The sequence below is a fragment of the Aeromonas caviae genome (assembly GCF_000819785.1).
Classification (GTDB): domain Bacteria; phylum Pseudomonadota; class Gammaproteobacteria; order Enterobacterales; family Aeromonadaceae; genus Aeromonas; species Aeromonas caviae.
In genome coordinates this window covers 53,060-79,280 of sequence record NZ_CDBK01000088.1, presented here as the reverse complement: position 1 = coordinate 79,280, position 26,221 = coordinate 53,060, and the positions used below count along the sequence as shown (strand labels likewise).

Sequence of the window (26,221 nt, the reverse complement as noted above, 5' to 3'; positions counted from 1 at the left end):
CGCCTTGAGAGATGGATATGAAGAAGACGTTGATTTCCCTGCTGACCGCAGGCCTGTTCGGAGTCATGAGCCAGGGTGCCCTCGCCGCCCCCGAGCTGATGGACAAGGTGCTGGCCGTGGTCAACAAGGATGTGGTGCTGGCCAGTCAGCAGGAGGCCCTGGTGCAAAAGGTCAAGGCCTCCGCCCAGGAGAGCGGCCAGTCCCTGCCCGATGACGTCACCCTGCGCAAGCAGGCGCTGGATCGCCTGATCCAGGAGAGCCTGCAACTGCAACTGGCGGAGCGCCAGGGGCTCAAGATCAGTGACACCCAGCTGGAACAGGCCATTCAGAGCATCGCCGCCGACAACAAGATGAACCTGGAGCAACTGCGCGCCCAACTGGAGCGGGAAGGCCTGACCTACGCCCAGTACCGTGAGGAGGTGCGCCGTGAGATCCTGATGAACGAGGTGCGCCGCAGCCAGGTCCGCCGTCGCATCAACATCTCCGATCAGGAGGTCAAGCAGGTGGTCGAGGCCCTGAGCAAACAGGGCCAGCAACAGACGTCATATCATATCGGTCATATCCAGGTCGCGCTGCCGGACAACCCGAATGCCGAGCAGCTCAACGCTGCCAAGGCCAAGATCGAGCGCATTCTGGCGTCCCTGAAAGAGGGTGCCGACTTCCGCAAGCTGGCCATTGCCGAGAGTAACGGTCCCAAGGCGCTGGAAGGGGGTGACTGGGGCTGGTTGAGCCCGCAGGAGATGCCCACCCTGATGGCGGAAGCCGTGCAAGGGGCCGTCAAGGGTGACATCGTCGGCCCGCTGCGCTCCGGCGCCGGTCTGCACATCATCAAGATCTTCGACACCAAGGGTCAGCAACAGGTGATGCAGACCGAGGTCAAGGCGCGCCACATCCTGATCAAGCCCTCCATCATCCTGAGCGAGGAGAAGGCCAAGGGCACCCTGGACGGCATCCTGCACGACATCAAGAGCGGCAAGGCCAGCTTTGCCAGCATGGCAGAGAAATACTCCGAGGATCCGGGCTCTGCGGTGCAGGGTGGCGAGCTGGGCTGGTCTGATCCCAACGTCTATGTGCCGGAATTCCGCGACATGCTGGGTCGCCTGCAACCGGGCCAGATCAGCGAACCCTTCCGCACCAGCCACGGCTGGCACATCGTGCAGCTCGAGGATCGCCGCAGCCAGGACGCCACCGGCAAGGCCCAGGAGCAACGCGCCTACCAGCTCATCTTCAACCGCCGCTTCGCCGAAGAGTCCCAGGCCTGGCTGGATGAGCTGCGCGACGAAGCCTACATCCAGATCGAACCCAATTGATGGGCGACAAGCAGATGAACAAGGCGCATCCAGGGCACGCCGAGGCACAGCTGAGCTGCCACCGGCTTGCCATCACCCCGGGTGAACCGGCTGGCATAGGCCCGGATCTGGTCCTGCAGATTGCCCAGCGGGCCTGGCCCCATCAGCTGGTTGTGATCGCCGATCCCGCCCTGTTGCGCGAACGGGCCGCCCTGCTGGGGCTGTCCGTCGAGCTTGAACCCTATGACGAAAGCGCCCCCACCCGTCCGCAGCGGGCGGGGACTCTGACCGTCTGCCCCGTGCCGCTCGGCGCCCCCGTGGTGCCAGGCAAGCTGGATGAGGGCAACGGCGCCTATGTGCTGGCTACCTTGCAGCGCGCCTGCGACGGCAACCTGAGCGGCGAATTTGCCGCCGTGGTGACCGGGCCGGTGCACAAGGGGATCATCAACCAGGCGGGCGTCTCGTTCAGCGGTCACACCGAGTTCTTCGCCCAGCAGTCCGACACCGCCGATGTGGTGATGCTGCTGGCCACCGAAGGGCTGAGAGTGGCCCTCGCGACCACCCATATTCCCCTTGCCTATGTGGCCAAGGCCATCACCGAGGATCGCCTTGGCAAGGTGATCCGCATCCTGGATGCGGATCTCAAGCGCAAATTCGGCATCGAACAGCCCCGGATCTATGTCTGCGGCCTCAATCCCCATGCCGGGGAAGGGGGTCATCTGGGCCGTGAAGAGATCGATGTCATCGAACCCGCCCTGGTCGCCCTGCGCCAGGAAGGGATCGATCTGGTCGGCCCGCTGCCGGCCGATACCCTGTTCCAGGACAAATACCTCAAGGATGCGGATGCGGTACTCGCCATGTACCACGATCAGGGGCTGCCCGTGCTCAAGTACAAGGGCTTTGGCAACTCGGTCAACATCACCCTCGGACTTCCCTTCATCCGTACCTCGGTGGACCACGGCACCGCGCTGGATCTGGCAGGCAAGAACCTGGCAGACCCCGGCAGCCTCACCACCGCGATCAACCACGCCATCCAGATGGTAGAGAAAAAAAGATATGAGCAGTAAGGTGCACATGGGCCACACGGCCCGTAAGCGTTTCGGTCAGAACTTCTTGCACGACCGGTATGTGATCGACCAGATAGTGGCCGCCATCAACCCGCAACCGGGTCAGAATCTGGTGGAGATAGGCCCGGGTCTGGCCGCGCTCACCGAGCCGGTCGCTGCCCAGATGGACAAGATGACCGTGGTCGAGCTGGACCGGGATCTGGCGGCACGTCTGCGCGAACACCCGACCCTGAAAGAGAAGCTGACCGTCATCGAAGCCGATGCCATGCGCTTTGACTTCAGCACCCTGATGGGGGAAGGCAAGGGGCCGCTGCGCATCTTCGGCAACCTGCCCTACAACATCTCCACCCCCCTCATCTTCCACCTGTGCGAATTTGCCGACCGGGTGGAGGACATGCACTTCATGCTGCAAAAGGAAGTGGTGCTGCGTCTGGCCGCCGGCCCGGGCAGCAAGGCCTATGGCCGTCTGAGCGTGATGACCCAGTACTACTGTCAGGTAGTGCCGGTGCTGGAAGTGGGCCCGGGCGCCTTCAAGCCGGCGCCGAAGGTGGATTCTGCCGTGGTGCGTCTGATCCCGCACAAGAACCCGACTATCGTCGCGAAAGACATTCGTTGCCTGAACCGGGTCTGCACTGAAGGCTTCGGCCAGCGTCGCAAGACCATTCGCAACAGCTTCTCCAACTTCATCACCGACGCCCAGCTGACCGAGCTTGGCATCGATGGCAACTTGCGCCCGGAGAATCTCTCCCTCGAGCAGTTCGTCACGATCGCCAACTGGCTGGCCGACCAGCAACAGGCCTGATCCCATGACCCAAGCCCGGATAGTGGTCCGCCCCCACCCAAGCTATGTGGCGGGAACCGCAGATCCCTACCATTTTCTCTATCGCATCGAGATTGAGAACCTGGGTCCGGGCACGGTGCAACTGCTGCATCGACGCTGGCTCATTACGGATGCCAATGGCAAGATGATGGAAGTGGAAGGTCCCGGCGTGGTCGGTGAACAACCCCTGATCGCCCCCGGCGAGACCTTTTCCTACCAGAGTGGCGTTCCCCTCGCCACACCGCTTGGCGTGATGGAAGGCAGCTACATCCTGCAGGATGAATCGGGGCAACAATTCGAAGCCCCCATCGCCCCCTTCACGCTGGCCGTCCCCAACATAATCAACTGAGGTTTCATGGCGAACTGTTTCGTCGGTGATATCCAGGGCTGCTACGACGATTTGCGCCGTCTGCTGGATCTTGCCGAGTTCGACTTCGATAACGACACGCTCTGGCTGTGCGGCGATCTCGTCGCCCGGGGGCCGGACTCCCTCAACACCCTGCGTTTCGTCAAATCACTGGGGCAGCAGGCCGTCACCGTGCTCGGCAACCACGACCTGCACCTGCTGGCGGTGGCCCACGGGGTCGCCCCGCTCAAGAAGAAAGACAAGTTGCAGGCGCTGATGGAGGCGCCGGATCGGGACGAGCTGCTGGAGTGGCTGCGTCACCGTCCCCTGCTGGCAGAACACCCCGACCTGCCCATCATGATGGTGCATGCGGGCCTCTCCCCCGCCTGGGACGCCCACACCGCCCGCAGTTGTGCCCGGGAGGTGGAGAGTCTGCTGCGCGGGGATCAGTACAGCTGGCTGCTGCACAACATGTATGGCGATCAGCCCGACAGCTGGAACGACAACCTGCTGGGCATAGAGCGTTACCGCTACATCATCAACAGCTTCACCCGGATGCGCTTTTGCTATTTCGACGGGCGCCTCGACTTCAAATGCAAGAAGGGCCCCACCGAATCGACCCCGGGCCTGCGCCCCTGGTTCGAACAGCGCGAGCACCATGTGGATGACCCCATCCTGGTCTTCGGCCACTGGGCGGCCCTGATGGGCAACACCGGCAAATCCGATATCAAGGGACTCGACACCGGGTGCGTCTGGGGCAACAGCCTCACCCTGTGGCGCTACGAGGACGACGCCCTGATCGCCACCCCCTGCCCGGCCTATGCCAAGTAGATCGGTTCTCTGCGGAACAAGGGAATGATCCGCCGTTGAGAGGAGAGCAATGCCCTCTCCTGCGAAATGGAGCTGAAAACAGAACGGGCCCGGCAATGCCGGGCCCGTTTTTTCATGATCAGCGGATCAGAGCCTGCGCCCCAGCCGTTTCTCGACCTGGCGCCGCTCCCATTCCGGGCCAAACAGCTTGAAGGGCTGGAACAGGTTGATGGCGTGAGAAGCCAGCCCCAACCCCCATCCCAGCATGGGCCACCAGGCCCAGATATAGTCCGGGTTGCTCAGGTAGTTGATGACAAACAGCCCCCCTATCACCAGCACATAGCTCATAAGGTGGCCGTAGAAGCCCCTGAGCCCCTCCACGAACTTCATCGCCTCCCGCTCATCCCGCGCCACCTGCACGCGTCCCCGATCTTCGCCCTCATTCCCTTTCATCTCGCTCTCCTGCAGTTGGGTCACATCGAGCTCGAAGACGGCGGCCAGGGCCTTGAGGGATTCCAGTCCGGGTTGTTGTCCCTGCTCTATTCGCTGAATGGTGCGAACGCTCAGGCCTGTGAGGGTCGCCAGCTGTTCCTGGGACCATCCCCGTTGCAATCTCAACTTCCTGACGATCATCTTGCGCTCCTTGTGGTGATTGACAGGGCCAGCATAGGGAAAGGGGATGAGAGGCGACACGACAGATGGCCGACACTCACCTGACTTCCTTTAAAAATCAAAATCTTACTACCACGCAATCGTGGCTCTTGCTCCCCGAGCAACCAGGCTTGGCGTGCCGCTGGCGGCCAGGCGTCGCGGGGGGTTACAACCCCTGCATCAGCTCGGCACCAATCTCGAAGGAGCGCAGGCGCGCCTGATGATCGACGATGGGGCCGTTGAACATCAGCTCGTCCGCTCCAGTCTCTGCCAGCAGAGCCTTGAGGCCGTGGCGTACCCGATCCGGCTCCCCCACCAGGGAGCGAGCCAGGGTCTGCTCCATCGCCATCAATTCGCGGGGAGACCACTCATCCCCCAGCGTCTGCACCGGCAGTGGCAGCTTGCCGGCATCCCCCCGGTAGAGACGCAGGAACTGCTGCTGCAGGGTGGTGAACAGGAAGCGGGCCTCACGATCGGTGTCGGCGGCGATCAGATTGACGCACACCACCGCATGGGGTTTGGGCCAGCGGGCAGAGGGACGGTATTGGGTACGGTAGATCTCCAGCGCCTGCAGCAACATGGCGGGAGCGAAGTGGGAAGCAAAGCCGAACGGCAACCCCATGGCCGCGGCCAGTTGGGCACTGTAGAGGCTGGAGCCCAGCAGCCAGATGGGCACATGGAGTCCCTGACCCGGCACCGCCTGCACGGCACCGACCTCGTCGCCAAAATAACTCATCAGTTCGCGCACATCCGCCGGGAAGTCATCCACCTCGCCGCTGCGCTGGCGGCGAAGCGCCTGCATGGTGCGCTGATCGCTGCCAGGGGCGCGGCCCAGGCCGAGATCGATGCGATCCGGATAGAGGGAACTCAGCGTGCCGAACTGCTCCGCAATGACCAGGGGGGAGTGGTTCGGCAACATGATGCCGCCAGCCCCGAGCCGCAACGTCGTGGTGCCCCCGGCCAGGTGGCCAATCAACACCGCTGTGGCGGCGCTGGCAATGCCCGGCATGTTGTGGTGCTCCGCCAGCCAGTAGCGGTGGTAACCCCAGCGCTCCGCATGGCGAGCCAGATCCAGCGAGTGGCGAAACGACTCGGCCGGCAGACCACCTTCGGGAACGGGCACCAGATCCAGCACGGAATAGGGGACGACAGACATGGGACACTCCATTGGTTCACAGGGCGTTTATCAGGGGAGCAATGTAGCACGAGATATCTGAACGAATCATCTCACCACAGGGCAAGGGCGCAGCCCGGAGGCCGACTGTTGATTTCGGGCCGAAGAGCGCAAGATCGAGTCCTAGGCTTTTTGTCATCCAGCAAGCACACTGTTAGGTGACCAATACGGCGATCGCCAGGGGACAAGGATCCGTCCATGACAAACGCAAGTCTCAGTCGCAGACCCTTTTACGTACACATTGCCACCCTTTTCATCCTGCTCTTCTCCTTGCTGGGAGGCGCACTCATCGTGCTGCAGTTCCAGCAGGGCATGCAGCAGGGACTGGAGCACGAACGTCAAAGCTTCCAGCAATACCGGGAGCAGCTTGCCCTCGCCATCAAGCTGAACCAGCGACCGGCCCGCATGTCCCTGAATCTGCTGCGCAGCGGCCAGCTGTCCGCCATGACAGACCTCGAGACGCGGCTAGCCTTCCTGCCCCAGCTGGCGGAAGTGCTGGCCAACAGCACCAGTTACGGTGCCATCTATGCCGGTTACGAGGACGGCGATTTCTTTCTGGTACGCAAGCTGACCGAACGGGCGAGAGGGGCGCTGGAGGCGCCTCCGCCCGAGAGCCGCCTGCTGGTCCAGAGCCTGCATCAGGGACAGGGAGAGTTCCTCTATTTCGACCAGCGGCTGCGGCTGCTGGAGCGGCGCCCCATGCCGGACTACCGTTTCGATCCGCGAGATCGGGGCTGGTACAAGGAGGCGCGCTGGAGCACGGGCATCATAGTGACCCACCCCTACCTCTTCTTCACTACCCGGGAGCCAGGCATGACACTGGCGGTGGAGAGCGACGATCGCCGGGCGGTGATCGGGCTCGATGCGGGCGTGGAGGGACTCTCTTCCCTCATCGGCGAGTTGCCCCTGCCCGGTCACAGCCAGCTGGTGCTGTTTGACGAGGTCGGGACCCTGCTGGCCACGGATCCCGAGCGCCTTCCAAGCTTCGAGCAACTGAGCCGCCTGCCCATGCTGTCGGCCCTCAATCACCCCATTCTCACCAGGCTGCAACAGGAGATGGCTGCGCGGCCTGCCCTGCTGCATCACCCCGCCGAGCTGACCCTGGCAACGGTTCAGGGTCAGGAGTGGCTGGTCAACCTCTCCTCCCTCGGGGAAGAGTCTCCGTTTTATCTCGCCCTCCTGGTGCCCACCGAGGTGCTCACCGCCCCGGCGCGCCAGGATGCGCTGCACAATCTCGCCTGGGCCCTTGCCGGTCTGCTGCTCCTGCTGCCCGTCATCTGGCTGGCCGCCCGGCGCACTGCCGCCCCCTTGCTGGTATTGACCGGGGAGGCTGAGCGGATCCAGCACTTCGACTTTGGCGAAAGCCCGGGGCCGGATTCGGCGATCCGCGAAATTGACGACCTCGCCCGCGCCATGTCCAGCATGCGCCTGACCCTCGGCAATTTCATGAACATGGGCCGGGCGCTGGCGGCAGAGCATCGCTTCGATTCGTTGCTCAGCCGCATCCTGCACGAGACGGTGGCGGCAGCCCAGGCCGAGGGCGGCTGCCTATTCCTGGCCCAGGATAGCGAGATGCAGGCCGTTCACGCCATCTGGCAGGGGCAGCCGCTGGCGTGCGAACAGGTACAGTGGCAGGCGGCGCTGCTCGGCGGTCTCTACCACACGGAGCGCCTCTGCCTGCCCCTCGACGAGGCACAGTGGGCCCGCTTCCTCACCGACTGGGGCCCTTTCCCCGGTGCCTGCCAACTGCTGGTCGAGCCCCTTCACAACCACCGTCAGGAACTGATCGGCTGCCTGCTGCTGATCCTGCCAGACTGCTCGGCCCGCGAACTGGCCTCGCGCATCAGCCTCATCGAGGCGCTGGCGGGCACCTCCTCTTCCGCTATCGAAAACCAGCGCCTGCTGGAGGAGCAGAAGCAACTGCTGGAAGCCTTCATCGAGCTCATCGCCGGTGCCATCGATGCCAAGAGCCCCTACACCGGCGGCCACTGCCAGCGGGTGCCGGAACTGGCCAGGATGCTGACCCAGGCTGCCTGCGCACAGCAGACGGGGCCCTTTGCCGATTTCCGGCTCAACGAAGAGGAGTGGGAGGCCATCCATATCGCGAGCTGGCTGCACGACTGCGGCAAGGTCACCACCCCGGAGTTCGTGGTGGACAAGGCGACCAAGCTCGAGACCATCTACGACAGGATCCACGAGATCCGCACCCGCTTCGAGGTGCTCAAGCGGGATGCCCACATCGAGGCGCTCTGCGCCCTGCTGCCTCCATCCGGGCAGCAGGGCGCCCTCGAGGCCGTGATCCCCCTCTGGCACACCCTGGATCAGGAGTTTGCCTTCGTGGCCGAGTGCAATCTGGGGGGCGAGTGGATGGCGCCGGAGAAGCTCGCCAGGCTGGATACCATTGCCAGCCGCACCTGGTTGCGCACTCTGGACGATCGGCTCGGCATCAGTCAGGAGGAGCGCAAGCGCCACCAGGAGGCCCCCTCTCCCCTCCCCTGCCGCGAGTCGCTGCTCGCCGACAAGGCGGTCCATCTCATCCCTCGCCCCGAGCACGACAATCTCGCCCGACACAACCCATGGGGCTTCAAGGTGCGGGTGCCCACCCACCTCTACAACCGGGGGGAGCGCTACAATCTCGCCATCGGCCGCGGCACCCTCACCGAAGAGGAGCGCTACAAGATCAACGATCACATCATCCAGACCATACGCATGCTGGAGAAGCTTCCTTTCCCCCGCCATTTGCGCAAGGTGCCGGAGATTGCGGGGGGCCATCACGAGCGGATGGACGGCACGGGCTATCCGCGCCAGTTGCAAGGGGGGCAGATGAGCATTCCAGCCCGCATCATGGCCATTGCAGACATCTTCGAGGCGCTGACGGCGAGCGATCGCCCCTACAAGTCTGGCAAAACGGTCTCCCAGTCCCTGGCCATCATGGTGAAGATGGTGCAGGAACAGCACATAGACCCGGCCCTGTTTGCCCTCTTCATCGAGAGCGGCATCTGGCGGGACTACGCCATACGCTTCCTCGCCCCCGAGCAGTTGGACGAGGTCGAATGCCAGGCCCTGCTGGCAGGATCACACTGACCTTCCGCTGACACTCGCCCATAAAAAAACGGTCAACCCAAGTTGACCGTTTTTCGTTCCACTTCGCCCCTTAGAACAGCAGGTGCGCCACACCGGCAATCACCGGCAGGGTGACCAGGGTGCGCAGCAGGAAGATGACGAACAGCTCCCACAACTTGACCGGGATCTTGCTGCCCAGCAACAGAGCGCCCACTTCCGACATGTAGATGAGCTGGGTGACCGACATGGCGGCGATCACAAAGCGGGTGATGTCGCTCTCGATAGTGGAGGCCAGCACCGCCGGGATGAACATGTCGGCGAAGCCCACCATGATGGTCTTGGAAGCAGCTTCCGCCTCCGGCAGTTGCAGCAGCTCGAGCAAAGGCACGAAGGGCGCCCCCAGCCAGTTGAACACCGGGGTGTGCTCCGCCAGCATCAGGGCACAGGTCCCGACGGCCATCACCACCGGCAGCACGCCAAATACCATGTCCAGGGCGTTTTTCACCCCTTCACGCGCCACGGCGCCGAGATCCGTCATGCTGTCGGCCTTGGTCAGGGCGCGATGGTAGCCGTAGCTCAGCACGCTGTGCTGATGGGGGATGGCCTCCTGCTTGCGGCACAGGGGAGTACCGTCGCTGTAGACATCCTTCTTCCAGGAGAGCGGCGGCAGGCGCGGTACCACGATGGCGGCCACCACACCAGCCAGGCAGACGGTCAGGTAGAAGGGGACGAACATGTGCTCCAGCTTCACCTGGGAGATCACCACCAGACAGAAGGTGATGGAGACGGCGGAGAAGGTGGTACCGATGACGGCCGCTTCCCGCTGGGTGTAAAACTTGCCTTCATACTGCTTGCTGGTCAGCAGGATCCCGACGCTGCCATCACCGAGCCAGGAGGCGAAACAGTCCACCGCAGAACGCCCCGGCAGACGGAACACCGGACGCATGATGCGGGTCATCATGGTACCGACAAACTCCAGCAGACCAAAATCCAGCAGCAAGGGCAGCAGCAGGCCCGCAAAGATGAAGACGGAGAACAGTACCGGCAGCAGATCATGCAGCACCAGGCCGCCGGTCGCCCCTGAGCGCAGCACCTCGGGACCGGCTTCAAAGAAGGTCAACAGCACGAAGACCCCGCCCAGCACCCGCACGCACGCCCAGAAGGGGGAGACGTTGAACAGGCTGTTGAGGAAGGGGCGTTTCACCAGGATCGCCGGTTTGAACAGCCAGGCGATCAGGGTCATCAGCATGGTGGTGGTGATGATGGCGCTGACCATGGCCACCAGATGATCGGCAAACACCGTTTGAACCAGCTTCGCCAACACGGCGACGGGAATGGTGACATTGCCGTCATAGATGACCGGGGTCATGAACAGCAGGATCCCGATCAGTGACGGGATCAAAAACATCAGCACGTTGCGGCGAGTACGGATTGCCGGTGCTTCCAGGGTCTTTTCCAACATATAAACAGCCTTAAATGTGACTTTTCCTTCAGCCGGGCCGCCTGCATACTCATGCCCTCGCCCGGAAAACGGGCGCAAGAATAACCCAAAAAACTGCACAAACAAGCCGTTAATTGATCATTTCAAGCATAAATATTTTATCAGGCGAACCATCCATAAGAACAAACCAAAACAGTCATGCATATCGATTCAATTTGAATGGTTAGCATAATGTTTCATACAGGTTACATTCAGGTGCGCAGTATAATCCGCAGCCACTGTCAGGCAATAAGAGACATGAAAAATATATCTATAGGGTGATCCCGTCGATCCTCCCATAAAAAAAACCGGAGCCTGTCTGGCTCCGGTCTTGTCACGAACATGATGCTCAATCGCGAACGTAAATGACTTCGACGCCGTCGTCGTCCTCATCGTCCCAGTCGTCATCGTCCAGGCCATCATCGAAGGCCTTGGACGCCGCCAGGGCATCGGCTTCCGCCTTGGCCAGCTGGTTCTTGTGATAGTCGTCCCACTTGAACTCCACCTTCTCGATGGCGTCTCTGGCATCCTCCGCCAGCTGACGAGGCATGGTGTCCAGCAGATCCAGGATGTCGTAGCACACCTTCTTGGTGCCTTCCTTGCTGATGGCGGTGATAGCGTAGACCGGACCTTCGTGGTTGAGGGCTGCCTTGACTCTGTCCATCACTTCCTGAGCCTCTTCTTCCAGGATCAGGTCCATCTTGTTGAAGACCAGCCAGCGCGGCTTGCCCGCCAGCTCGGGGCTGTATTTTTCCAGCTCCCGGACGATGGTCACGGCGTTCTCGGCAGGATCGGAGCCATCCACCGGGCAGATGTCCACCAGGTGGATCAGGACGCGGCAACGCTCCAGGTGCTTGAGGAAGCGGATCCCCAGGCCTGCTCCCTCGGCAGCCCCTTCGATGAGGCCGGGAATGTCGGCAATGACGAAGGAGCGGGAGTTTTCACCGCGTACCACACCCAGGTTCGGTACCAGGGTGGTGAAGGGGTAGTCTGCCACTTTCGGACGGGCCGCAGAAACGGCGCGAATGAAGGTGGACTTGCCTGCGTTGGGCAGACCCAGCATGCCGACATCTGCCAGCAGCAGCAGCTCCAGCCTCAGGGTACGCACTTCACCCGGGGTGCCGTTGCTCTTCTGGCGCGGCGCCCGGTTGACCGAGCTCTTGAAGCGGGTGTTGCCAAGGCCGTGGAAGCCGCCCTTGGCAACCAGCAGCTTCTGATCGTGACTGGTCAAATCCCCCAGCAGTTCGCCGGTGTCTTCATCGGTGGCACGGGTTCCCACCGGCACGCGCAGGATCTTGTCCTTGCCGCGACGACCGGTACAGTTGGCACTCTGGCCGTTCTCGCCACGCTCGGCGGCGTGGAAGCGCTCGAAACGGTAGTCGATCAGGGTGTTCAGGTTTTCATCGGCCACCAGATACACGTCGCCACCATCACCGCCGTCACCGCCGTCCGGGCCGCCGTTCGGGATGTACTTCTCGCGGCGGAAGCTCACACAACCGTTACCACCGTCACCGGCATCGACTCGAATCTGGACTTCATCAACAAACTTCATAGGTAACCGTCACCTTAATTCGAAAAACCGATACGCAATTATAGTGATACGGGCCCCTTCGGGCGAGGCGCATCTGGCCGATGAGGGCTGTCAGCGCCGGCTCATCCGCGTGCCGTTTTTTCGTCAAACTCATCAGAAAAACAAAAGCCCCGCCAGGTTGGCGGGGCTTCGGATCCTTGCGGTCCGTAATTACTCAGCAACGATGCTGACGTACTTACGATTCTGCGGACCTTTAACTTCGAACTGCACTTTACCGTTCGCGGTAGCGAACAGAGTGTGGTCCTTGCCCAGACCAACGTTCTCACCAGCGTGGAACTTGGTGCCGCGCTGACGAACGATGATGCTGCCAGCCAGAACTGTTTCGCCGCCGAAACGCTTCACGCCCAGGCGTTTAGCTTCAGAATCGCGACCGTTGCGGGATGAACCGCCAGCTTTTTTGTGTGCCATCTATCGGACTCCTCTAATTAAGCGCTGATGCCAGTGATTTTGACTTCAGTGAACCACTGACGGTGGCCCGCTTGCTTACGGTGGTGCTTACGACGACGGAACTTGACGATAGTCACTTTCTCGCCACGGCCGTGAGCCACAACTTCAGCCACAACCTTGCCACCTTCAACGAAAGGAGCACCTACTTTGAAAGTGTCGCCTGCAGCAACCATCAGCACTTCGTTGAAGTCGATGGTAGCGCCAGTCTCAACGTTCAGCTTTTCCAGACGAACGATTTGACCTTCGGCCACACGGTGTTGTTTTCCGCCGCTTTGGAATACCGCGTACATTTGATTAACTCCGTAAAGGCGTGTCTTTTGCTCAAGGCCAGACACGCACAAAAACCTATAACAATGGGCGGGCATTCTACGCAGAACGATTTGCCGAGGCAAGGCCAATTTAGCAAAAAGTTTATTTTGTGCGCATATCTGCCCCCGTGAATAAACGCCTAACTGTAACCCATTGTGAAATCGTGTAGAATCCCCGCCATTGCTAAAAACGCAGTAAATGCTGCCGTCACGTTACGAGACTTATGGACCAACAGACTATCCGTGCGCTCTGTGCCGCCGACATGACGGCGGTCAATGAACTGATCCTGGCGAGACTCCAGTCCGATGTCAGCCTGATCAACCAGCTGGGTTTCTATATTGTCAGTGCAGGCGGAAAACGGATGCGCCCCATGCTGACCGTGATGGCCGCACGCGCACTGGGCTATGAGGGTGAAGATCACCTGAAACTGGCCGCCATCATCGAGTTCATTCACACCTCCACCCTGCTGCACGACGACGTGGTCGACGAATCCGACCTGCGCCGCGGCCGGGAAACCGCCAACGCCCTGTTTGGCAACGCCGCCAGCGTCCTGGTGGGTGACTACCTCTACAGCCGCTCCTTCCAGATGATGAGCGAACTCTCCAACCTGAAGGTGATGGAGATCCTCTCCGATGCCACCAACACCATCGCCGAAGGCGAAGTGCTGCAGCTGATGAACTGCAACGATCCGGATACCACGGAAGAGAGCTACATGACGGTCATCTACTGCAAGACCGCCAAGCTGTTTGAAGCCGCGACCCGACTCGCCGCCGTGCTGACCCATCAGCCCGAGCCCGTCGAGCAGGCCATGACCGACTACGGCAAGTACCTGGGTACCGCGTTCCAGATCATCGACGACGTGATGGACTACTGCTCCCAGAGCGAGGAGATGGGCAAGAACGTGGGTGACGATCTGGCCGAAGGCAAGCCGACCCTGCCGCTGTTGCGTGCCATGGAAGTGGGTACCCCGGAAGAGCGTCAACTGGTGCGCGATGCCATCGAGCACCGCAACGGGATGGATCACCTGGAGCGTATTCTGGGCATCCTGGATCGCACCGGAGCTCTCGAATACTCCCGCCAGCGAGCTCGGGAAGAGGCTGACAAGGCCATCGCGGCGCTGGCCATCCTGCCGGACTCCCAGCACAAGCAGGCGCTGGCCACTCTGGCACATATGGCGGTGCAGCGCAGCGCCTGATGCCAGCCGGCGGACAATAAAAAAGAGGCCCTCTGGCCTCTTTTTTATTGTCCGAATTCCCCGTGCCACTGTCGTATCAACACAGGCTCTAACGGGCCAACGCCCACAAGATGACGCCACCTGCCACCACCAGACAGCCGCCGATGCGGCGCAGCTGTTCCGGCGGTAACTCCCCGAGCAGACGCAGCATCTGCTGCCATGCCCTGGGAGCGAGCAAGGGCCCCAATCCTTCAAAGAGCAGCAGCAACCCCAGCCCCATCAACATGGATGTCAGCATCACCTCTCCTTATCCCCTGCCGGTCTGTGGCTGGCAAACAAAAGGGCCTGAATCATCAGGCCCTTGGGTCATATCAACACGTGTTTACTGCTTGTTGCCGTGCGGCGACTTGAGGTAGCGGAAGAACTCGCTGTCCGGTTTCAGGACCATGAGGTCGTTGCCACCGGCGAAGCTCTTGCGATAGGCCTCCATGCTGCGCACGAAGCTGAAAAACTCGGGGTCTTTCTTGTAGCTGTCGGCATAGATCCTGGCGGCCTCGGCATCCCCTTCACCACGCAGCTGACGGGCATTACTCTCGGCGTCGGCGATCATCACGGTCACCTTGCGGTCGATGTCGGCACGCAGGATCTCGGCCTGCTCGCGGCCCTGTGAACGGTGCTCACGGGCTACCGCGGTCCGCTCGGCACGCATCCGCTGATAGATGGAGCTGGAAACTTCCACCGGCAGGTTGATCTGCTTGATGCGCACATCCACCACCTTGATGCCGAGCTCGGAGGAGCGCGCCATCTTCATCAGGGCATCTTCCATCACGGTACTGCGCTCGCCGGAGACGATGTCCTTGATGGTGCGGTTACCGATCTCGGAACGCAGGCCGTTGTTGATCTTGCGCTTGAGCAGGTCTTCAGCCTGGATCTTGTTGCCACCACCGGTCGCCAGGTAGTACTTGGAGAAGTCCTCGATCTTCCACTTCACGTAGGAGTCGATGATGAGATCCTTCTTCTCGGACGTAACGAAGCGATCCGCCTGGCCTTCCAGAGTCTGGATGCGGGCATCCATCTTACGTACCTGGTCGATGAGCGGCACCTTGAAGTGCAGGCCCGGCTCGTACAGGCGCGGTTCACCGGAGTCGACCCGTTTCACCTTGCCAAACTGCACCACGATCCCCTTCTGTCCCTCATCGACGATGAAGATGGAAGAGAAGCAGACCATGGCGGCCACAGCGATGACACCAATAGCTAGCTTTTTCATCTATCAGTTTCTCCCTGTGCTGAAACGATCACCGCCACGCAGCGGGGTCGGAGTGGAGTTGGCCCCTTCGTTGGACGGCTGGGCCGCCTCGACTGCCGGGGTGCCCGCAGGACGTGCCGGTTGCACGGCATTCGCCTTGCCAGAGAGCTTGTCGAGCGGCAGGTAGATCATGCTGTTGTTGCCAGCCGGCATGTCGACCACCACCTTGTTGGCCTGCTGATAGAGCTCTTCCATGGTTTCCAGGTAGATACGATCACGGGTCAGCTCGGGCGCGGCCTGATACTGGGGCAGCAGCTCGTTGAAGCGAGCGACTTCACCCTTGGCCTTCAACACGATCTGGGACTTGTAGGCTTCGGCCTCCTGCTCCAGACGTTTGACCTGGCCACGAGCCTTGGGCTCCACTTCACGGGCATAGGCTTCCGCTTCACGGATGAAACGCTGCTCATCTTCCTGGGCGGAGATGGCGTCATCAAACGCATCCTTCACCTCTTCCGGCGGACGCGCCGGCAGGAAGTTGACGTCCACGATCTGCAGACCCATCTGATAGGGCTCGATGATGCTGTCGATCACCTGCCAGGTTTCCTGACGCACCTTCTCACGACCCGTGGTCAGCACATCGTCCATCCGGGTGTGACCCACCACGTAGCGCAGGGCGCTGTCCGTGGCCTGGCTCAGGCTCTCGTCTGCATTGGTCACGCTGAACAGGTACTGCTCGGGATCGACCACGCGATACTGCACGTCCATCTCGACCCGCACCACGTTCTCATCCTGGGTCAGCATGAAACCGGACGCCGGCAGGGAACGGACAGACTCCACGTCCACCGGGATCACCCGGTCGATGAAGGTCGGTTTCCAGCGCAGGCCGGGATCCACGTTGTGGGAGTATTCGCCAAAGCGCAGCACCACGCCCCGCTCGGCTTCGCGAATGGTGTAGAAGCCGCTGACGACCCATACCACCACGGCCACCACCAGCGCGATGGAGAGGCCGAACTTGCCGACGTCACCACCACCGGATTTGCCACCACCGAGCAGACCGCCAAAACGACGGCTCACCTTGCGAAGCATCTCGTCCAGATCAGGGGGGCCCTGATTCTTGCCGTTGTTCCCCCAGGGGTCACGGTCTTTGCCATTGTTACCAGGCTCATTCCAAGCCATCAGCGTCTCCATTAATACATGCGGATGGATATCATCTCTATCGGGCCACAGAGGGGCGATGAAATCAGCAAACCAGTTATGTTCATCGACCCATCAATGCCTGATAAAGCGTTGTAAACTCTCACCTTCTTGTTTCATGAGGCGGTTCCAGTCAGCCAGTTGCAGGCGAACTTCCAGCACAAAGTCCCCCTCCTCGCTGAAACCTTCCTGCTCGATACCTTTCAGCCGATAGAGCGCACTGCGCAGTCTGGCGGCGGAAGGGGGCAGTTGCAGGGTGTGATGCACCATGGAGCCGGCCAGCAGTTCGGTCAGTGCCTGGAACAGGTATTCACTGCCCTCGCCAGTCTGGGCCGACAACCAGACTCGCACCGGTCGTCCAGCCTCATCCCGTTCAAGACCAGCCGGACGATCCCCCAGCTTGTCGATCTTGTTGCAGATCATCAGTTGGGGACGGTCATCCGCCTCGATCTCGGCCAGCACACGCTGGACCGACTCGATATTCTCCTGCATCTGTTCATCGGCGCAGTCCACCACGTGCAGCAGCAGGTCCGCTTCGCGAGTCTCCTGCAGGGTCGCCTTGAAGGCCGCGACCAGATCATGGGGCAAGTGCCGAATAAATCCAACTGTATCCGCCAGGATCACATCACCCACATCCTGGATCACCAATTTGCGCAGGGTGGGGTCCAGGGTTGCGAACAATTGGTCGGCAGCATACACGCTGGCATCTGTAAGTTGGTTGAACAAAGTGGATTTTCCGGCGTTGGTATACCCCACCAGAGAAACGGTCGGCACTTCGTTGCGGTTGCGGGCACGGCGCCCCTGCTCCCGCTGCTTGGCCACCTTGTCGAGGCGGCGCAAAATGGCCTTGATGCGCTCACGCAGCAGGCGTCGGTCGGTTTCAAGCTGGGTTTCACCCGGGCCGCGCAGACCGATCCCCCCCTTTTGTCGCTCAAGGTGGGTCCAGCCTCGCACCAGACGAGTGGAAAGATGGCGCAACTGGGCCAGTTCGACCTGCAACTTGCCTTCGTGAGTGCGGGCGCGCTGGGCGAAGATATCGAGGATAAGGCCTGTTCTGTCCACGACCCGGCACTGGAACAGACGCTCCAGGTTGCGCTCCTGGGCGGGGGTCAGGGCATGGTTGAAGATGACCACGTCGGCGTCCAGCATCTGGACCTGGGACGCGATCTCTTCCGCCTTGCCGCTGCCGACAAAAAATTTGGCGCTGGGTGCGCTGCGACTGGTGGTGATCACCCCCAGTGCATTGACCCCGGCCGAGCTCACCAGCATCTTGAGCTCGTCCAGATCCTCCCGCTCGCCCTCATCGCTGAAGTTGACATGTACCAGAACGGCCTGTTCACCAGCTTCGTAACGGTCAAACAAGCGCTTGCTCCTTGACAGGTATCATGATGGATCTGAGTTGGCGAGTGAACTCGCCGCAGGATATCACGCCTCGGCTTCACCCTGCTCTTCACCGGCGGCGCCCGGGGCGTGCTGGTGATGGTTGACGGCACGGGCCGGCACCACGGTGGAAATGGCGTGCTTGTAGACCATCTGGCTCACGGTGTTCTTCAGCAGAATGACAAACTGGTCAAACGATTCGATCTGACCCTGCAGTTTGATGCCGTTCACCAAATAGATAGAAACAGGAATACGCTCACGGCGCAGCGCATTCAAAAACGGGTCTTGGAGAGATTGCCCCTTAGCCATCTTTCTTTTCCTTATAGTTTGTTGTTTTTAAACACCGGATATTCAATATAACAACCTGATTATACAGGAGTGTCAAGCCGGACCAGCTTGGGCGACGACCCTGGCCAGATTGCCAGACTCACCAGATTCCAACCAGGTCACATCAGGCCAACCGCGCAACCAGGTCATCTGACGCTTGGCCAACTGGCGGGTGGCAACAATGCCGCGATAACGCATCTCATCATACTCCACTTCCCCCGCCAGGTAGTCCCACATTTGGCGGTATCCCACGCAGCGAATGGAGGGAAGATCCGGGGTGAGATCCCCCCGCTCGTAAAGCGCCCTGACCTCCTGCTCGAAGCCGCTGCCCAGCATCTTGTCAAACCGCTGTTCGATGCGCTGGTGCAGCACGGCCCGCTCCCTCGGCGCGATGGCAAACTGCAGCGCCCGGTAGGGCAGCCCCTCTCCCTGTACCTGGGTCAGCTCGGTGAGGGTCTTGCCGCTGATGCGGTAAACCTCGAGCGCCCGGCACAGGCGCTGGGGATCGTTGGGGTGGATGCGGGCACCGGCCACCGGGTCGATGCGCACCAGTTCGTCATGGAGCGCCTGCCAGCCGAGGCGGGCAGCCTCTTCCTCGATGCCGGCCCGAATGGCGGGATCGGCGGAAGGCAGCGGAGAAAGCCCCTCCAGCAGCGCCTTGAAATAGAGCATGGTGCCGCCCACCAGCAGCGGAATGCGGCCACGGTCGGCGATCTCTTTCATCTCCCGCAGGGCATCCTTGCAAAAATCCGCCGCCGAATAGCTCATGGCGGGATCCAGGATGTCGATGAGCCGGTGCGGGGCCTGCGCCAGCTCGGCTGGCGTCGGCTTGGCAGTGCCTATGTCCATGCCGCGATAGATGAGCGCGGAGTCCACGCTGATGATGTCGCAGGGCAGGGCCTGGCACAGTTCAATGGCGAGATCCGTCTTGCCGGAGGCCGTCGGCCCCATCAGAAAAATTGCAGTCGGCAAGTCAGCCACGTTAAACACTCCCTTCGGCCGCCCCTTCACGGGCGAGCCGGCATAAAACTGGTCATATGGATGCAACAGACGACGAGACGCCGTCAGTTGCCATCGGCAAACTCGGCCAGCACGTTCGCCAGCGACAACGGGCGCACCATGCGAACGTCTGCCAGTTGGTCACTGAAATCGGCAACAAGTTCCATCAACAACCGGGTGGCAGTGGCAAAATCGTATATTTTTTCGGCACTTATGCCTTGTTCCACCAACCACTGGCATAGTACCCCAGCCTGCGCGTCGGCATCACTGTCAGATCCGCTCTCGACCAGTTGCAACAATTCGGGTAAGAGGCGGGCCAGATCGGTCTGGCGCAGCAGGGCGGGCACCCGAGTCAGGATCATGGTGTCGCGTCCCCCGCTTTTCAACTCCAGCCCCATGCGTTTGAGCAGACGTTCCCGCTCCTCCACCAGGGCGACCAGGTTTTTCGGCAGCTTGAAGGAGACCGGCAGCAACAGAGGCTGGGCCGCCAGCCCCTGGCCCCAGGCATCCAGCAGCCAGTGGCGCAACAACAGACGCTCGGCACGCACCAGGGAGAGCAGCGCCAGCTGCCCCTGACGCTCCATCAGCAGATAGGCTTGCTCGACCAGGCTCAGGGCACGCCAATCCCCCGTTCGGGCTGGCGTCTCTACGGCACCGCTCTCGGCTCCGGGCAGGGATGCCGGCGTCGCCACCTCGGGCAGGGTGGTGAGCAAGGCGCCCATGCCTCGCATGGCGGCCCGGCTCGGGGGTTCGGGAGGCTGGTAGTTTCCTCCCCTGCCACCACCGCCTTCCCGCACGCCGTCGCCATCTCGCGCAGGGGCAGGAGCCCGATAGCCGTGTTCGGCACCGTACCACTCGGTGCGCGGCGCCTGACCCGGATAGGTGACCTCCGGGCTGCCCGGCAACTCGACCTGGGTCTCGGCCAGGGGGGCATCGGTGGCGCTCCCAGCCCCGTCCTGGCGCAGGGCGGTAAACAGCGCCTGGAAGATGAAATCGTGGATGAGACGCGCCTGATGGAAACGCACTTCGTGCTTGGCCGGATGGACGTTGACATCCACCTGGCGGGGATCCAGCTCGATATAGAGCACATAGGCCGCGAAGCGATCGGCGGGCAGCAGCTCGTCATAGGCCTGGCGAATGGCGTGATTGATGAGCTTGTCCCGCATCATGCGGCCATTGACATAGGTGTATTGCAGGTCGTTCTGCGGCCTGGCCCCTGCCGGAGTGGCCAGCCAACCCCACAACCGCACGTCGCTGTGTTCGCTCGATACCGCCAGGGCATGGTGCATGAAGGGGGAGCCGCAGACGGCGGCAAGGCGACGCTCCTGCTCCGCCACCGTGTTGGCCGCCTTGTACTGGCGCACCACCTTACCGTTGTGACGCAGGATCAGGGTGGCGTCGAAGCGGGAGAGCGCGATGCGGCGCACCAGTTCGTCGATGTGGGCGAATTCGGTCTTTTCGCTGCGCATGAACTTGCGCCGCGCCGGGGTGTTGAAGAAGAGATCCACCACCTCCACCGTGGTGCCCACCGGGTGAGCAGCCGGCTTGACGGTGACGCTCATCTCGCGCCCCTCGGCCTGCGCCTGCCAGGCTTCGGACTGCTCCGCCGTACGGGAGGTGAAGGTGAGGCGGGAGACGGAGCTGATGGAGGCGAGCGCCTCCCCGCGAAAGCCCAGGCTGTTGATCCCTTCCAGATCGTCCAGGGTCGCCACCTTGGAGGTGGCGTGGCGCGACAGCGCCAGCACCAGCTCATCCCTGGCGACACCGCAGCCGTTGTCACGAATGCGGATAAGCTTGGCGCCTCCCTTGTCGATGTCGATCTCGACCCGGTCAGCCCCCGCATCCAGGCTGTTTTCCACCAGTTCCTTCACCACGGAGGAGGGCCGCTCCACGACCTCACCGGCAGCAATCTGGTTGGCCAGAATCGGCGGCAATATACGGATTGGCATCGCTTGCTCCTGCAGATGAAAAAGGGGAAGAGGTGGACCTGGCGCCATCAACGCTCACCGCCCCTGCCTGCCATCGGCAGAGAAGAGCGGCGTTCTTCAGCCCGCGCTATTTTCGCGGAATATAGAGCACCTGCCCTATCTGGATGTCCCGTGACTTGAGCTTGTTGATCTCCACCAGTCGCGCCTGACTCACCCCATGTTTCTCGGCGAGACGGGAGAGACTCTGGCCGCGGGTGACCACGTGGCGGATCATGTTGGACTTGTCGTTGCTCTGCACGCTGGCTACCGGCGCACTCGGCTCCTGGGCTGCGACCTTGTAAGGTTTGATCACGCCGGCACCGGAGGCGCTGCCGACGCTGCTGACCGGGGCGCCGCCCTCACCGACGCGATAGGGCTCGCTCGCCGGCATCCGGTTGGTCACGACCTGCTGCGTTGGCTGGGCAACCGGCTTGCTGGCAGGCGCCTGACGCGGCGGGGCGGCAACCTGGCCCTTGCCGGTGAGCATGGGCCCCTTGGTCGGATGACTGCGGTAATAGTTGTGGATCCCCTCGAAGATGGCCCGGGCCAGCTGATCCTGATAGCTGGCGGTGGCCAGCAGTTTCTCCTCGGCGTGGTTCGAGATAAAGCCCGTCTCCACCAGTACCGAGGGGATGTCCGGCGCCTTCAGCACCGCCAGGCTCGCATGTTCCGGCGCCTTCTTGTGCAATCTGGCCACCCGGCCGAGCGAGCGCAGGATCTGGCGGCTGACGTCATAGCCTTCAGCCCGCGACTTGTCCATGGAGAGATCCAGGAAGGTCTGCGCCAGATAGGGGTTGGGATCAGACTCGGCCAATACCTTGCCAACGCCCCCTAGCAGCTCCCCCTGCTTCTCCTGCTTCTCGAGCCAGCTACCCATCTCGCGGTTGGCGCGATTGGTCGACAGCACCCAGACGGAGGCGCCGCGAGGAGTCGAGTTGTGGAAGCTGTCGGCATGCACCGACACCAGCAGGTCTGCCTTGGCCTTGCGGGCGATTTCGGAGCGTTTGTTGAGATCGACGAAGTAGTCGCCACGGCGGGTCAGCACGGCTCGCATGCCGGGCTCCCGGTCGATGAGGGCCGCCAGCTTCTGGGAGACCGCCAGGGTCACCCGTTTCTCGTAGGTGCGGCGCGGGCCGATGGAGCCCGGGTCTTCCCCGCCGTGACCAGGATCGATGGCGATGACGATGGCCTTGCCGTGTCCCCCGACGGGAGCGGGCTGCGCCGCAGCGCTCCCCTTCTCTTCATAGGGAAGATCGATCACCAGACGGTGGCCATAGGGGCCTGCCGGCGCCAGCGGAAAGACCACCGGCTTGATGGCAGAGCCGAGATCCAGCACCAGTCGCAGGCCGCCCTTCTCCAGCGGCGTGCTCTCGCGGATCTTGCGCACCAGCTCGCTCTTGTTTTCGATGCGGGCCAGGTTGGTGGCGTTGCTCGCCCCTTTCAGGTCGATGACCAGACGGTTCGGACCGGTCAGGGTGAAGTAGTTGAAATTGGGGGCGCTGCTCATGTCGAGCACCACCCGGGTGTTGTCCGGTGATGGCCACACCCGCACACTCTTGAGCTGATTGGCCCAGGTGGGCAATGCCATCAGGGAGAGAACAAAAACAAGGATCACGCGCACTGAGATGACAACCGTTCCAGAATGGCTTCGCCGATAGCAGTGCGGGCATCAATCTGCACCTCGCGCTGCTCGTTTGCATAACTCAGGGTGATCTCGAGATCCGGGGCTGGCAGCCAGCCGTCGCCCTTCTCTGGCCACTCCACCAGGCAGAGGGTATCGGCGGCGAAATAGTCGCGAATGCCCATGAACTCCAGCTCTTCCGGGTCCGCCAGTCGATAGAGATCGAAGTGATAGACCTGCCACTGGGCAAGCTCATAGGGCTCCACCAGGGTATAGGTCGGACTCTTGACCTTGCCCTCATGACCCAGTCCCTGCACCCAGCCTCGGGTCAGGGTGGTTTTGCCGGCCCCGAGGGCACCGTGCAGAAATACCGTGGTGGCCTGTTGGCACGCCTTTGCCAGACGGCCACCCAGCGCCACTGTTGCTGCCTCGTCCGGCAGTGTCATCATCAAGGTTTTTGCCATGTTCTTCTTGTTACTTGTTACTGTGTCGGATTGACCAGACGACGGATCCAGGGCAGCAGATCCGATGCCAGCATGCCCCTCTCACCCTCGGCAGCGGCCAGATCGGCGGCCTCTGCGTGGATCACGGCCCCGAGTCGGGTGGCCATGCCCGCAGACCAGCCCTGAGCCAGAAGGGCGGCGATTATACCAGACAAGAGGTCACCCATGCCGCCACTGGCCATGCCGGGGTTGCCCTCGTCGCACAGGGAAATGCGCCTGCCGTCGCAGATGAGCGACCCCGCCCCCTTGAGCAACACCACACCACCGTAGCGCTGTTGCAGTCGCGAGACGGCCGCAAACCTGTCCCCCTCGACCTCGGCGATGGAGCAACCCAGCAGGCGAGCCGCCTCCCCGGGGTGGGGTGTGAGCACCCAATTATCCTGATGACGGGGGGCCTGCGCCAGCCAATTCAATCCATCGGCGTCCAATACCAGTGGCACGGCGGCTCCGATGCCCTGTTCGAACCGGGCACGGCCCCACCCATCCTGACCGAGCCCGGGGCCCAGTACCTGCACCGATGCCCACCCTTCATCCATGTCCGCCGGGCATCCCATCAGCTCGGGTTGAACCAGGCTGGCCGCAGGACAATCCGGGTGCTGGCGCAGGCGTACCAATCCCGCCCCCGCCCGCAGACAGGCCTGACCCGCCAGCAGGATGGCCCCCTGCATGCCGAGGTTCCCCCCCGTCAGCAGTACCTTGCCGCTGTGTCCCTTGTGAGCCGAGCGCCTGCGCGGGGTCAGCAACCCCTTGAGGCTGGGATAATCGATCCGCTCGGCAGCGGGAACCCGTTCCTCCCCCGGCGTCACTCCCAGGGGATCCCGGTCGAGGTGGCCGACTCCGTCTACCCCGTCGGCGGTGAGCATGCCCTGCTTGATGCCGATGAAAGTGAGGGTGCGGGTGGCACGCACCAGTGCGCCCATGGCGCGGCCGGTGTCGGCATTGAGACCGGAGGGGAGATCCACCGCCAGCACGGGCGCGTTCAAGCCATTGATTGTTGCGACGATCTTTGTCATTGACGAGGAGAGGGGAAGCTGGACGCCGGTACCGAGCAGTGCGTCTATGACCAGATCCGGCGGCGGCAGCGTGGCGGGCAGCAGATCCTCGGCCATGGTCACGCTCCCCCCCGATGCGAGCCACTCTTCGGCAGCCCGCCTGGCATCTCCCCTCAGCAGGCCGGGAGCTCGGGCGGCAATCACCAAAGGTTCGAGGCCGATGCGCCGGGCAAGGCGGGCCAGCACGTAGCCATCCCCACCGTTGTTGCCAGGGCCGACGAAGATCCACCACTGGCGGCTGTCGGGCCAGTGGTGACAGGCATAGTTGCACAGCGCATTCCCGGCCCGCTCCATCAGCACATAGAGGGGCAACCCCTCCTGCTCGGCCCAGCGCCGTTCCATGCTGCGGATCTGCTCGGCCCGCCACAGGGGTTGTGCTAGACTCTCCCACTCATTTTTGCGGATAGCGTCCCCGAACACCTCTACCATGACGGCCCCCACGTTTCATCATCCCATGACCCGGCAACTGGCACGCCATATTGCCGCCCTGTGCCTGCCACACTCCTGCAGGCAGAGGGGGGATGCTGCATGACGGCTGCCGAACTTGCGCAACTGGCCCACGATATCAAGCTCTGGGCAAGGGAGCTAGGATTTGACCAGGTCGGCATCGCCGACACCGACCTCACTCTGGAAGAGCCAAGGTTGCAGGCCTGGCTGGATGCCGGTTATCACGGGACCATGGACTACATGGCGCGCCACGGCATGATGAGGGCCCGCCCCCACGAGCTGTTGCCGGGCACCTTGCGGGTCATCTCGGTGCGGATGAACTACCTCCCGTTCGAGGCGGGCTTTGCCGCCACCCTGCGCGATCCCACCCTCGGCTACATCAGCCGCTATGCCCTCGGCCGCGACTACCACAAGGTGCTGCGCAATCGACTCAAACAGTTGGGGGAGCGCATCGAGCTGCGGTGCGACACCCTGTTGCAGGCGGCGGGACAAACCCTGGGCGAGTGGCGCCCCTTCGTCGACTCGGCCCCTATTCTGGAAAGGCCGCTGGCGGCCAAGGCCGGCCTTGGCTGGGTGGGAAAGCACTCGCTCCTGATCAACGAGTCCGCCGGCTCCTTCTTCTTTCTGGGAGAATTGCTCATCGCCCTGCCGCTGCCCGTGGATACCCCGGTGGAGAAGGAGCTGTGTGGCAAGTGCGTGGCCTGCATCAATATCTGCCCCACCGGTGCCATCATCGCCCCCTATGTGGTAGACGGACGGCGCTGCATCTCCTATCTCACCATCGAGAACGACGGCCCCATTCCCGAGGAGTTCAGGCCGCTCATGGGCAATCGCATCTATGGCTGTGACGACTGCCAGCTCATCTGCCCCTGGAACCGCTATGCCAATGCCAGCCCGGAGCCCGACTTCAGCCCGCGCCCCAATCTGCACCGCCCGCCCCTCTTGACCTTGTGGGGCTGGAGCGAGGCCGAGTTTCTCAAGCACACGGAAGGCAGCCCCATCCGCCGCATCGGCTATCAGCGCTGGCGCCGCAACCTGGCGGTGGCCCTTGGCAACGGACCGGCCAGCAGCGAGGTCCTGGCCGCCCTGCAACAGGCGCTGCCTGAGGCGGCGCCCATGGTGGCCGAGCATATCGAGTGGGCGCTGGCGACCCTGGCCAGGCGTCAGCAGGAAGAGAATAAAAAGACGCGATTGCTGATCCGCTGCATCGAAAAAGGTCTGCCGGATCACGCATAAGTGATCTGGCACTTGCCGGATCGCAGCC

The 26,221-nt window shown here is 62.2% G+C and carries 24 protein-coding genes; 8 read left to right on the top strand and 16 right to left on the bottom strand.

What is annotated here, in order from left to right; genetic code table 11:
* Positions 1-17 precede the first annotated feature (17 nt).
* Genes surA through BN1120_RS15150 form a run of 5 tightly spaced genes read left to right on the top strand, consistent with a single transcriptional unit; the run spans position 18 to position 4,353 of the window.
* On the top strand, positions 18-1,310 hold the full coding sequence (surA, locus tag BN1120_RS15170) for a peptidylprolyl isomerase SurA (RefSeq protein WP_042016698.1): 1,293 nt from the start codon (positions 18-20) through the stop codon (positions 1,308-1,310).
* 50 nt (positions 1,311-1,360) lie between these two features.
* Positions 1,361-2,356, top strand: coding sequence for a 4-hydroxythreonine-4-phosphate dehydrogenase PdxA (gene pdxA, locus BN1120_RS15165; protein ID WP_042881321.1), 996 nt, complete (start codon positions 1,361-1,363; stop codon positions 2,354-2,356).
* Positions 2,346-3,158, top strand: a complete 813-nt coding sequence (gene rsmA, locus BN1120_RS15160; protein ID WP_010673207.1) for a 16S rRNA (adenine(1518)-N(6)/adenine(1519)-N(6))-dimethyltransferase RsmA — start codon at positions 2,346-2,348, stop codon at positions 3,156-3,158. Before pdxA ends, rsmA begins: the two co-directional genes overlap by 11 nt.
* A 4-nt stretch (positions 3,159-3,162) precedes the next feature.
* A complete protein-coding gene (gene apaG / locus BN1120_RS15155) occupies positions 3,163-3,525 on the top strand; it encodes a Co2+/Mg2+ efflux protein ApaG (protein WP_042016696.1) in 363 nt (120 codons plus the stop codon).
* 6 nt (positions 3,526-3,531) lie between these two features.
* Entirely contained in the window at positions 3,532-4,353 is an 822-nt protein-coding gene (locus tag BN1120_RS15150) for a symmetrical bis(5'-nucleosyl)-tetraphosphatase (RefSeq protein WP_039040022.1), read from the top strand.
* A gap of 126 nt (positions 4,354-4,479) precedes the next feature.
* Here BN1120_RS15150 and BN1120_RS15145 read toward each other — a convergent pair whose 3' ends face one another.
* Positions 4,480-4,965 carry a 2TM domain-containing protein gene (locus BN1120_RS15145; protein WP_041211140.1) on the bottom strand — a complete coding sequence of 162 codons (486 nt, stop codon included), beginning with the start codon at positions 4,963-4,965 and terminating at the stop codon, positions 4,480-4,482.
* Between the two features lie 184 nt (positions 4,966-5,149).
* A complete protein-coding gene (locus BN1120_RS15140) occupies positions 5,150-6,139 on the bottom strand; it encodes a luciferase-like monooxygenase (protein WP_010673203.1) in 990 nt (329 codons plus the stop codon).
* Between the two features lie 216 nt (positions 6,140-6,355).
* Between BN1120_RS15140 and BN1120_RS15135 the strand changes: the two genes are divergently transcribed.
* Entirely contained in the window at positions 6,356-9,241 is a 2,886-nt protein-coding gene (locus BN1120_RS15135; protein WP_042016695.1) for an HD domain-containing phosphohydrolase, read from the top strand.
* 70 nt (positions 9,242-9,311) lie between these two features.
* On the opposite strand, the gene BN1120_RS15130 is transcribed toward BN1120_RS15135, so the two are convergent.
* From BN1120_RS15130 to rplU, 4 genes are all read right to left on the bottom strand, one after another.
* Positions 9,312-10,682, bottom strand: a complete 1,371-nt coding sequence (locus BN1120_RS15130) for a YjiH family protein (protein ID WP_010673201.1) — start codon at positions 10,680-10,682, stop codon at positions 9,312-9,314.
* Between the two features lie 367 nt (positions 10,683-11,049).
* Positions 11,050-12,252: an Obg family GTPase CgtA gene (cgtA, locus tag BN1120_RS15125; protein ID WP_010673200.1), complete on the bottom strand. Its 1,203-nt coding sequence runs from the start codon at positions 12,250-12,252 to the stop codon at positions 11,050-11,052.
* A gap of 189 nt (positions 12,253-12,441) precedes the next feature.
* The gene (rpmA, locus tag BN1120_RS15120; protein WP_010673199.1) at positions 12,442-12,699 is read right to left on the bottom strand and encodes a 50S ribosomal protein L27; all 258 of its coding nucleotides are present in this window, start codon (positions 12,697-12,699) and stop codon (positions 12,442-12,444) included.
* A gap of 17 nt (positions 12,700-12,716) precedes the next feature.
* Positions 12,717-13,028: a 50S ribosomal protein L21 gene (gene rplU, locus BN1120_RS15115; protein ID WP_005304210.1), complete on the bottom strand. Its 312-nt coding sequence runs from the start codon at positions 13,026-13,028 to the stop codon at positions 12,717-12,719.
* 242 nt (positions 13,029-13,270) lie between these two features.
* Here rplU and ispB point away from each other — a divergent pair, with 242 nt between their 5' ends.
* A complete protein-coding gene (gene ispB / locus BN1120_RS15110; RefSeq protein WP_042016694.1) occupies positions 13,271-14,242 on the top strand; it encodes an octaprenyl diphosphate synthase in 972 nt (323 codons plus the stop codon).
* An 88-nt stretch (positions 14,243-14,330) separates the two neighbouring features.
* Here ispB and BN1120_RS15105 read toward each other — a convergent pair whose 3' ends face one another.
* The 10 genes from BN1120_RS15105 to BN1120_RS15060 form a co-directional block, all read right to left on the bottom strand.
* The gene (locus BN1120_RS15105; RefSeq protein WP_010673197.1) at positions 14,331-14,519 is read right to left on the bottom strand and encodes a DUF2065 domain-containing protein; all 189 of its coding nucleotides are present in this window, start codon (positions 14,517-14,519) and stop codon (positions 14,331-14,333) included.
* 84 nt (positions 14,520-14,603) lie between these two features.
* Entirely contained in the window at positions 14,604-15,488 is an 885-nt protein-coding gene (gene hflC / locus BN1120_RS15100) for a protease modulator HflC (protein WP_010673196.1), read from the bottom strand.
* A gap of 3 nt (positions 15,489-15,491) precedes the next feature.
* Positions 15,492-16,643, bottom strand: coding sequence for an FtsH protease activity modulator HflK (gene hflK / locus BN1120_RS15095; protein WP_010673195.1), 1,152 nt, complete (start codon positions 16,641-16,643; stop codon positions 15,492-15,494).
* 93 nt (positions 16,644-16,736) lie between these two features.
* On the bottom strand, positions 16,737-18,023 hold the full coding sequence (gene hflX, locus BN1120_RS15090) for a ribosome rescue GTPase HflX (RefSeq protein WP_010673194.1): 1,287 nt from the start codon (positions 18,021-18,023) through the stop codon (positions 16,737-16,739).
* Between the two features lie 63 nt (positions 18,024-18,086).
* Positions 18,087-18,350: an RNA chaperone Hfq gene (gene hfq / locus BN1120_RS15085; protein ID WP_011704864.1), complete on the bottom strand. Its 264-nt coding sequence runs from the start codon at positions 18,348-18,350 to the stop codon at positions 18,087-18,089.
* Positions 18,351-18,422: 72 nt separating this feature from the next.
* Positions 18,423-19,340, bottom strand: a complete 918-nt coding sequence (gene miaA / locus BN1120_RS15080; RefSeq protein ID WP_080768053.1) for a tRNA (adenosine(37)-N6)-dimethylallyltransferase MiaA — start codon at positions 19,338-19,340, stop codon at positions 18,423-18,425.
* 92 nt (positions 19,341-19,432) lie between these two features.
* On the bottom strand, positions 19,433-21,316 hold the full coding sequence (gene mutL / locus BN1120_RS15075; protein ID WP_042016692.1) for a DNA mismatch repair endonuclease MutL: 1,884 nt from the start codon (positions 21,314-21,316) through the stop codon (positions 19,433-19,435).
* Positions 21,317-21,422: 106 nt separating this feature from the next.
* Positions 21,423-22,922 (bottom strand): N-acetylmuramoyl-L-alanine amidase, encoded by a 1,500-nt coding sequence (locus BN1120_RS15070; RefSeq protein ID WP_231959416.1) that lies wholly within the window; start codon positions 22,920-22,922, stop codon positions 21,423-21,425.
* Positions 22,923-22,945: 23 nt separating this feature from the next.
* Positions 22,946-23,419: a tRNA (adenosine(37)-N6)-threonylcarbamoyltransferase complex ATPase subunit type 1 TsaE gene (gene tsaE, locus BN1120_RS15065; protein WP_029313846.1), complete on the bottom strand. Its 474-nt coding sequence runs from the start codon at positions 23,417-23,419 to the stop codon at positions 22,946-22,948.
* A 17-nt stretch (positions 23,420-23,436) separates the two neighbouring features.
* A complete protein-coding gene (locus BN1120_RS15060) occupies positions 23,437-24,939 on the bottom strand; it encodes a bifunctional ADP-dependent NAD(P)H-hydrate dehydratase/NAD(P)H-hydrate epimerase (protein ID WP_042016838.1) in 1,503 nt (500 codons plus the stop codon).
* A gap of 99 nt (positions 24,940-25,038) precedes the next feature.
* On the opposite strand from BN1120_RS15060, the gene queG reads away from it, so the two are divergent.
* Positions 25,039-26,193 carry a tRNA epoxyqueuosine(34) reductase QueG gene (gene queG, locus BN1120_RS15055; RefSeq protein WP_042016689.1) on the top strand — a complete coding sequence of 385 codons (1,155 nt, stop codon included), beginning with the start codon at positions 25,039-25,041 and terminating at the stop codon, positions 26,191-26,193.
* Positions 26,194-26,221 lie beyond the last annotated feature (28 nt).

Bases quoted from the DNA above. Each gene is read 5' to 3' on its own strand.
- ispB (WP_042016694.1), top strand. From the start codon at position 13,271: ATGGACCAACAGACTATCCGTGCGCTCTGTGCCGCCGACATGACGGCG.
- rsmA (WP_010673207.1), top strand. From the start codon at position 2,346: ATGAGCAGTAAGGTGCACATGGGCCACACGGCCCGTAAGCGTTTCGGT.
- hflC (WP_010673196.1), bottom strand. From the start codon at position 15,488: ATGAAAAAGCTAGCTATTGGTGTCATCGCTGTGGCCGCCATGGTCTGC.
- tsaE (WP_029313846.1), bottom strand. From the start codon at position 23,419: ATGGCAAAAACCTTGATGATGACACTGCCGGACGAGGCAGCAACAGTG.
- cgtA (WP_010673200.1), bottom strand. From the start codon at position 12,252: ATGAAGTTTGTTGATGAAGTCCAGATTCGAGTCGATGCCGGTGACGGT.
- BN1120_RS15060 (WP_042016838.1), bottom strand. From the start codon at position 24,939: ATGGTAGAGGTGTTCGGGGACGCTATCCGCAAAAATGAGTGGGAGAGT.
- queG (WP_042016689.1), top strand. From the start codon at position 25,039: ATGACGGCTGCCGAACTTGCGCAACTGGCCCACGATATCAAGCTCTGG.
- surA (WP_042016698.1), top strand. From the start codon at position 18: ATGAAGAAGACGTTGATTTCCCTGCTGACCGCAGGCCTGTTCGGAGTC.
- BN1120_RS15140 (WP_010673203.1), bottom strand. From the start codon at position 6,139: ATGTCTGTCGTCCCCTATTCCGTGCTGGATCTGGTGCCCGTTCCCGAA.
- BN1120_RS15150 (WP_039040022.1), top strand. From the start codon at position 3,532: ATGGCGAACTGTTTCGTCGGTGATATCCAGGGCTGCTACGACGATTTG.
- BN1120_RS15135 (WP_042016695.1), top strand. From the start codon at position 6,356: ATGACAAACGCAAGTCTCAGTCGCAGACCCTTTTACGTACACATTGCC.
- hfq (WP_011704864.1), bottom strand. From the start codon at position 18,350: ATGGCTAAGGGGCAATCTCTCCAAGACCCGTTTTTGAATGCGCTGCGC.
- mutL (WP_042016692.1), bottom strand. From the start codon at position 21,316: ATGCCAATCCGTATATTGCCGCCGATTCTGGCCAACCAGATTGCTGCC.
- BN1120_RS15130 (WP_010673201.1), bottom strand. From the start codon at position 10,682: ATGTTGGAAAAGACCCTGGAAGCACCGGCAATCCGTACTCGCCGCAAC.
- rplU (WP_005304210.1), bottom strand. From the start codon at position 13,028: ATGTACGCGGTATTCCAAAGCGGCGGAAAACAACACCGTGTGGCCGAA.
- rpmA (WP_010673199.1), bottom strand. From the start codon at position 12,699: ATGGCACACAAAAAAGCTGGCGGTTCATCCCGCAACGGTCGCGATTCT.
- apaG (WP_042016696.1), top strand. From the start codon at position 3,163: ATGACCCAAGCCCGGATAGTGGTCCGCCCCCACCCAAGCTATGTGGCG.
- BN1120_RS15145 (WP_041211140.1), bottom strand. From the start codon at position 4,965: ATGATCGTCAGGAAGTTGAGATTGCAACGGGGATGGTCCCAGGAACAG.
- BN1120_RS15070 (WP_231959416.1), bottom strand. From the start codon at position 22,922: ATGGCATTGCCCACCTGGGCCAATCAGCTCAAGAGTGTGCGGGTGTGG.
- hflK (WP_010673195.1), bottom strand. From the start codon at position 16,643: ATGGCTTGGAATGAGCCTGGTAACAATGGCAAAGACCGTGACCCCTGG.
- BN1120_RS15105 (WP_010673197.1), bottom strand. From the start codon at position 14,519: ATGCTGACATCCATGTTGATGGGGCTGGGGTTGCTGCTGCTCTTTGAA.